Source organism: Anaeromassilibacillus sp. An200 (assembly GCF_002160025.1).
Classification (GTDB): Bacteria; Bacillota; Clostridia; order Oscillospirales; family Acutalibacteraceae; genus Caccousia; species Caccousia stercoris.
The window spans coordinates 1-5,567 of record NZ_NFJU01000081.1 but is presented as its reverse complement, the minus strand read 5'-3'; the positions used below and the strand labels follow the sequence as shown (position 1 = coordinate 5,567).

Here is a 5,567-nt window from a genome sequence, read left to right as displayed (position 1 = left end):
AGATCTTCTATCGTCACCATGTGAAACTTCAGCTGCATCTTCCCACCCCCGTATGCACTTATTTTACCATGGTTTTCTCCTCGGGTGAATCTTTTGTCAACAGCTCCAAAGTGTCCCGAAGTTGTGGCTACACTCCTGGAAAAGTAACAGGACAGCGGGCAACCGTCAAGGCTGAAATGAACGGGCTTACACCCGGCCTTGACCGCCACCCGCCGTCCCGCTGAATGGGTGAACAAGGCGACCAATTCCTCAAAGTGCTTGGCCGCTCTCTTTCTGATTTTGGAGTGTTTCTTTTCTCATAATTGAAATGGGCGGGAAGCCATTTTAGGGCTTTCCCGCCTTGATTGCCCATCAGCAAAGCCAGACGGGACGGTCAACGGCGGCGCATGAAATGCGCCGTTCATCTTGACCGTTGACTGGCTTTGCTATTTCTCTGATAAATGAAATTTCGATTTTTAGAAATCGTTTAAGATAGCAATGCGGCTCCACTTGAAATTTTTTCTTTTACTGCAAAAACAGCCTCTTGGATAGAATAGGTTGTCGTTTCTATAACATTCGATTCATATATCCCCAAATTACAAAATTGCTCCCACATTGTTTCTACTAATTCAACATTTGTTTTTCTGTCTAATTTTGAACGTTCCACAGCTCGTTTCATAGTTTCTTCTTTACTGGCTCTTAAAACAATATAGTGTACTTCATAATCTTCTCGAACAAGGGCTCTCCATGGTTCTAAAAACCACGGCCCGACAATTCCATCTACAATTACATCATATCCGCCGCGGGCATAGCGCTTTGCAGCTTCTAAAAAGGCTTCAATGACAACTAAATTTTGTTCGTTGGACTCTGGTAAATGCGGCGGTATTGCTCCTTTGCTTAAATAATGAAAGGCTATGTCACAACAAACAGTTGATAAATAGCCATTTTTATAGGGGAGTATCAGAACTCCCCTACAAACTGTTATTTGCAGTTATCTATACTCATTTGGAATTTCGATATGAAGTGTCTCACACAATAACTTCACATCATGTGCATCATTTTCATCAAACTCGTATCCCAGATGGAACATTACTTGACTATATGGTTCAATACAGGAAACCTCTATTTCCTCAATTCTTCCTTTACCCGAAAAAGTTTCTACCGGAAAACAATCCCCATCATAAAGAATTTCACCTTCGTCCGTATATTCAAAACAATGCAAATCAATAATTCTGTTTTTCAAATCTTCCCATACAGTATGGTTCAATGTTGTATATTCCATCTTAATCTCATAAAAGCCATTAGCTTTCATTATTTCTATAAAGTTCTGATAATCGTTCTTTTCTACAAAAATGTCAATATCATTATGGGCTCTTGACTGATATCCAAGAAGAGCATCTACACCCCAGCCACCATCAAGAAAGACTTTAATCTCCGCATCTATTGCAAATTGAAGAATCTGTTTTACATCTGTTATATTGACCATCTTATCATCTCCACAAATTCTAATTAGGCGACCAGAGGAACTGCTGGTCTGTTTGATAAATCTCTGCATTTAGCAGTTTTCAATGTTGCCAAAACGAAAGTTAAGAAGATGTTCCTTTTCTCCATGTCGCTTTCTTTGGCGTAATTTACAAGGTTATTCCACACAAGATAGTTGTTCAGATACTTGGTAGAAACACCGTTAAAGCCACGCATAAACCTCTTTAGCTGGCTATGGTAGCTATTGATATGTTGGATATTATAAATGCCTTTCTTGGCTTTGCCAGTCTTTAACTGCACAAGGTCAATGCCATTGGCATTTGTAAATCTCACATAGGAGTTCATCTTGTCCGTAACAAGAGTGGAATTGGTCTTAATCCTACCATCATAAATATGATGTAAATCTATTGTAGAAACTCTACCAGTATTCGTAATCTTGGAGATAGACAAGCCATTCCTATTAACCGCACAAGGAACACATACCTTTTCTTGGGACAAGCCTCTGATATGTGTAGAATGACCACGCTTATGAGCCTTGCGTGGCATAGCAAATGTCTTACTCTTGCTATGATTGCCCTTGTACGAGATGGCGAAAAAAGTTTCGTCAGCCTCAATAATGCCGTCAAGGGTAACATCGTCTGCCATATTCTGAAGTGCATCCAAAATCTTGTGTCTCCAAAGGAATGCGGTGTTTCTGTGAATCCCACAAGCAACAGCAGTCTTACGAATGGATAAGCCATTCATCATACAATCAATGTACTGCTCCCACACGGACAAGTCTTTTCTTGTACCAGACACAATGGAGTTCGTAGCAATCACGAAGGACTTGCCACAATCCTTACATACATATCGCTGTGTGCCATCTTTACGATGACCATTGCGAACCACATGGATACAGCCACAAAGAGGGCATACACGACCATTTGCAAAGCGTTCCTTTGCTACGAAATCTTCAATATTCAAAGACTTTACAAAGGCAGGACTTAAAAGCATTGTTTTAAGGCTTTCCTGCTCTGCGACAGTCAACTTACCGATAATATCTAATGCGTCTTTGATAGTAGGCATATCCAATTACCTCCTTCGGTGGTACTGTTTCTTACTATTATTATACGCTATTTCTCGTCAAAAATCAACCATTTGTTGTGACAGAGCCTAATGAAAAAAGTCGTCTGTGTGCATATGCACAGATTTATCCATGTTCGATTCTTTTGCGACAATCGACGCAGTTGTTGTCTTTCCTGTTCCCGGCGAACCTGTAATCACAATAATTCTTCCTTGATTCATCTACATTCTCCCTCGCAATTTAGATTTACCGCTCTCTTTCTGATTTTGGAGCGTTTCTTCTCTCAAGATTGAAATGGGCGGGAAGCCATTTTAGGGCTTTCCCGCCTTGATTGCCCATCAGCAAAGACGGGCGGGACTGTCAACGGCGGCGCATTTATGCGCCGTTCATCTTGACCGTTGATTGGCCCCGCTAACTTTGCTACTCTGTTCTAAGTAATTCCTCAATTTGTTTTTTCATATATTCTACAAGTGCCATCGCTTCCTTTTCTACTGTCTCCCATTCATCAGACAAATTTCCCAAATAAGCTTCCTTTGCCGTTGTTAGCAGGGGGGAAAATCTCTCCGGCAATTTTAAAATTACCCATTTTGCGGCAACATCTTTTGTCGTGATTTCTTCTGTTACTAAAGTAAACCACATTCGTGATAAGGTTAATAACACATTTCTTTCATCACCCTTAAAGCTGGAAATCAAACCAGGTAAAGAAAACCGAATTGCTTTTTTAATTTCGTGAAATGGGATAGCGGGAATAAGCTCTTTGCTTTCCGCCCCCTTCAAAGTTATGCTATTTTTTCTTGCTTGCCATAATAAAATCATTATATCTGGGTCATTGCAGGCTTGCGGATATTCTCCTGCTTCCATCTCTCCCCTTAGCCATTCACCATACATATACTGACATTTTGGCGGAAATTGCAACGGAACAATATCAGATTGATTGATAATAGTTACCTCTAAAGGTCTTTTTTCAATACAGCCTACGGAGCCAGAAATTTTCAATAATTGCTTTGTTAGATCTGCTCTGATTGAATTACTCAATTCTTGTTTAGTAATTATCAGTATATCTATATCACTATCTGGACGCAGCCCATTCATTGTTGCTGAACCATATAAATATATCCCCAATATTTGACCTTGTAATATGGTTTCTGCTATTGAAATAACTTGATTTACTTGTTGTGGAAATTCATTTATATTCATTGTAACTCCTATATGTATTTATTTTTACTCCTCAACAACTGATAAAACAGCGTCTAAGGCTAATTCTAAGGCTATGGATATACTTGTTTTTCCCCATTCTCTTTCTTGGTATTTATGAGGGTCTGCAAGAGTATCGGCTGAAAAAAGCAGCATAGCCCATGTAACTTTTCTAAATTTTGCACACGCCGCCAATGCGGAACATTCCATTTCTACTACTTGACATCCCTCTTCTTTCCGATACTGAACCATTTCTACTGTTTCTCGATAAAAACCGTCTGTTGTCCATGTTTTAACTTCCCAATATGGTATATTCTTTTGGCTTAAAGCAGATTCAATCGCATTTATACCAGCCTTTGAAATCTCTACTTCTCGGGAGGGAGGAAGATAATGGTAAGATGTTCCCTCATCTCTCAATGCAGAAACAGGTATCAAAAATCTATTTTCCGGGATGTCTTCCAATACGCCGCAGGAGCCGACGGAAATAATCTTTGTTACACCCCCTGCAATTAAATATTCTAAAACTTGGACGGCAGCAGCACTTCCCACAGGAGCCGGACATAGACATATTTTCTCCTGATTATAAAGACATTCATAAATAGGATATCGTCTTGTTGCACTTTCAAATTCATCTATCTGTATTCCATCATGGGTATGTGCATAATTTTCAACCTCGTCTCCTAAAAAAGCAAACACTGCTTTTGCAGGAAAACATTTTTTCCCATTTCCCGGCTGAAAAACAGCTTTTGATGCGGTATCGTACTCTAAAACAGGGTAGTCATGCTTTACTAATGGCATATTATTATCTCGAATAACAGGCTATTATTCTATTCCTTTCATCATCTTTTTTGCCAACTGCTTGAACAGGTCGGCAGTTTCTTCATCCATCGGCGTAAGCTGTCCGATCTGTCCGGCAACCATCGCCGCTACATCGTCAATGGAAAGCGGGTTTTGCTTCTGTTCCGCCAATGCGTCCCGCATGGCTTGGAACATCGCGGCGGTCACAGCTTCTCCCGGCTGTTCCCCGTTGTCAATGTCTTTCTTAATATCCCGCAGGATAGCAAGGAACACATTTTTGATTTTCTCAATCTCCGCCTCATGTTCCCCCATCTTCTGGGCGTTCAAAAGCTGTAAATCCTGCTTTGCTTCCGCCCGGTGTTCCGGGTGTTCTTTCATCAGGTCGGACAGGGAAGCCGTTGCTATCTCGATAAGCTGGTTTCTTGCTGTTATGCCTTTTGCCGCTGTGTCCTGAAAATAAATCCGTATCAAATCTATCAGCTTAGGAAAATTCCTGTGTTCCAACAGGCGGTTGAGGATTTGCACATCAACAGCACCCGTCACGAGCCCCCTCACGGCTCCCTCGGACAAGCCTAATTCAGAAATATCGTAGCTTTTGCGGACGCTCACGGTAGACAAGCCCAGTATGTAGTCTGTCGATACCTTAAATTCCTTTGCTACACCTATGAGAATATCACTGCTGACCGTTCTCGTTTCGCCGCTGACAATGCGGCTCAACTGGGAAGCGGAAACGCCTATCTTCTCCGCAAGTTCCTTTTGTGTGATATGGTTTCCGTTGCATAAATCGGAAATCCGCTGTCCGGGTGTTCCGGGTAAAGCCATAGACACGCACCTCCTCCGCATACTTCCATTATACAGGATGATTGCAAAAAATGCAATTTCCAAAGTGTAAACTTCATCAAAATGCAATTCTCGCAAAATTCCGGGAATTGCATTTTTTTCGTGTAGACTTAGGGTAGTTCATCGATGGACAGCACCTTGCTACGAAAATAAGTAGCGAGGGCGTGTACCTTGACAAACAGGTTTTCAATGCCTCATGAAAAACCATCGC

At 41.2% G+C, this 5,567-nt stretch carries 8 protein-coding genes; 1 reads left to right on the top strand and 7 read right to left on the bottom strand.

Translation table 11 applies throughout. The features are described 5' to 3' along the window. Nucleotides 1-224, top strand: a 224-nt coding sequence (locus B5F35_RS19390) for a hypothetical protein (protein WP_442856496.1), incomplete at its 5' end; no start/stop codon positions are given. A gap of 242 nt (nucleotides 225-466) precedes the next feature. On the opposite strand, the gene B5F35_RS17450 is transcribed toward B5F35_RS19390, so the two are convergent. The 7 genes from B5F35_RS17450 to B5F35_RS17420 all read right to left on the bottom strand — a co-directional run bounded on the left by B5F35_RS17450 (nucleotide 467) and on the right by B5F35_RS17420 (nucleotide 5,338). Beyond that, nucleotides 467-820 carry a P-loop nucleotide/nucleoside kinase family protein gene (locus tag B5F35_RS17450; RefSeq protein ID WP_442856497.1) on the bottom strand — a complete coding sequence of 118 codons (354 nt, stop codon included), beginning with the start codon at nucleotides 818-820 and terminating at the stop codon, nucleotides 467-469. A 150-nt stretch (nucleotides 821-970) separates the two neighbouring features. Further along, the gene (gene lnu(C), locus B5F35_RS17445) at nucleotides 971-1,465 is read right to left on the bottom strand and encodes a lincosamide nucleotidyltransferase Lnu(C) (protein ID WP_019543803.1); all 495 of its coding nucleotides are present in this window, start codon (nucleotides 1,463-1,465) and stop codon (nucleotides 971-973) included. A gap of 23 nt (nucleotides 1,466-1,488) precedes the next feature. After that, nucleotides 1,489-2,526 (bottom strand): IS1595-like element ISSag10 family transposase, encoded by a 1,038-nt coding sequence (locus B5F35_RS17440; RefSeq protein ID WP_058962567.1) that lies wholly within the window; start codon nucleotides 2,524-2,526, stop codon nucleotides 1,489-1,491. An 87-nt stretch (nucleotides 2,527-2,613) separates the two neighbouring features. Continuing rightward, nucleotides 2,614-2,745 (bottom strand): zeta toxin family protein, encoded by a 132-nt coding sequence (locus B5F35_RS17435; protein WP_132587467.1) that lies wholly within the window; start codon nucleotides 2,743-2,745, stop codon nucleotides 2,614-2,616. A 199-nt stretch (nucleotides 2,746-2,944) separates the two neighbouring features. Next, complete coding sequence (locus tag B5F35_RS17430) at nucleotides 2,945-3,721, bottom strand: aminoglycoside nucleotidyltransferase ANT(9) (RefSeq protein ID WP_052084611.1); 777 nt, start codon at nucleotides 3,719-3,721, stop codon at nucleotides 2,945-2,947. A 24-nt stretch (nucleotides 3,722-3,745) separates the two neighbouring features. Further along, nucleotides 3,746-4,516 carry a nucleoside phosphorylase gene (locus B5F35_RS17425; RefSeq protein WP_002578723.1) on the bottom strand — a complete coding sequence of 257 codons (771 nt, stop codon included), beginning with the start codon at nucleotides 4,514-4,516 and terminating at the stop codon, nucleotides 3,746-3,748. Between the two features lie 24 nt (nucleotides 4,517-4,540). Further along, nucleotides 4,541-5,338 carry a helix-turn-helix domain-containing protein gene (locus B5F35_RS17420; RefSeq protein WP_002578724.1) on the bottom strand — a complete coding sequence of 266 codons (798 nt, stop codon included), beginning with the start codon at nucleotides 5,336-5,338 and terminating at the stop codon, nucleotides 4,541-4,543. Between the last annotated feature and the right edge of the window lie 229 nt (nucleotides 5,339-5,567).

Excerpts from the sequence above, each read along its gene's own strand:
- B5F35_RS17440 (WP_058962567.1), bottom strand. The coding sequence starts at position 2,526 with ATGCCTACTATCAAAGACGCATTAGATATTATCGGTAAGTTGACTGTC.
- B5F35_RS17435 (WP_132587467.1), bottom strand. The coding sequence starts at position 2,745 with ATGAATCAAGGAAGAATTATTGTGATTACAGGTTCGCCGGGAACAGGA.
- B5F35_RS17430 (WP_052084611.1), bottom strand. The coding sequence starts at position 3,721 with ATGAATATAAATGAATTTCCACAACAAGTAAATCAAGTTATTTCAATA.
- B5F35_RS17425 (WP_002578723.1), bottom strand. The coding sequence starts at position 4,516 with ATGCCATTAGTAAAGCATGACTACCCTGTTTTAGAGTACGATACCGCA.
- B5F35_RS17420 (WP_002578724.1), bottom strand. The coding sequence starts at position 5,338 with ATGGCTTTACCCGGAACACCCGGACAGCGGATTTCCGATTTATGCAAC.